This is a genomic window from Ralstonia sp. VS2407, assembly GCF_052950655.1.
Genome location: NZ_JBRFVG010000234.1, coordinates 1 through 474 on the forward strand (window position 1 = coordinate 1; position 474 = coordinate 474).

Annotated in this window: 1 protein-coding gene; it reads right to left on the reverse strand. The window is 65.8% G+C overall.

Going from position 1 to position 474, the window contains the following annotated elements:
• Window positions 1-390 (reverse strand): protein-L-isoaspartate O-methyltransferase family protein (locus ACU8YE_RS24800; protein WP_446930186.1); only part of this gene is annotated, 390 nt, incomplete at its 3' end.
• Window positions 391-474: the final 84 nt, after the last annotated feature.

Sequence of the window (474 nt, forward strand, 5' to 3'; positions counted from 1 at the left end):
TTCTTCAAGCGCGCCAGCGTGAATGGTGATGTTCGGAACCGTGCCCAGTTGGTCGAGGAGGGCAGCGTCGTTTTCGACCGCGACGACTTCGAGCCCCATTCCGGCCAATACCGCGCTACTGTAGCCGGTGCCCGCGCCGACCACGAGCACGCGCTCGCCCTTGCGGCAGCGCATTTCGGTCAGCATCCGGCCGAGGCTTGCGGCGGGGCTGAGCATACGCCCGCCGTCGAGCGGCACCATGCGGTCGATGTAGGCGATCGCGGCCGACCCCTGGGGCACAAAGGCTTCGCGCGGAACGGTGGCCATGGCGGCGACCACCAGCGGATCGCTCACCGCCTGGGGCCGAAGCTGGCTGTCGACCATTGCGCGGCGCGCCTGGGCAAAGTCCATCGGTTCCTCGTCGTCCTTCTGAGCTGAAACTTCCGGTGTCTTATCGCACTATGACACCGCCATTGGCAATGGCCCATGTAACGA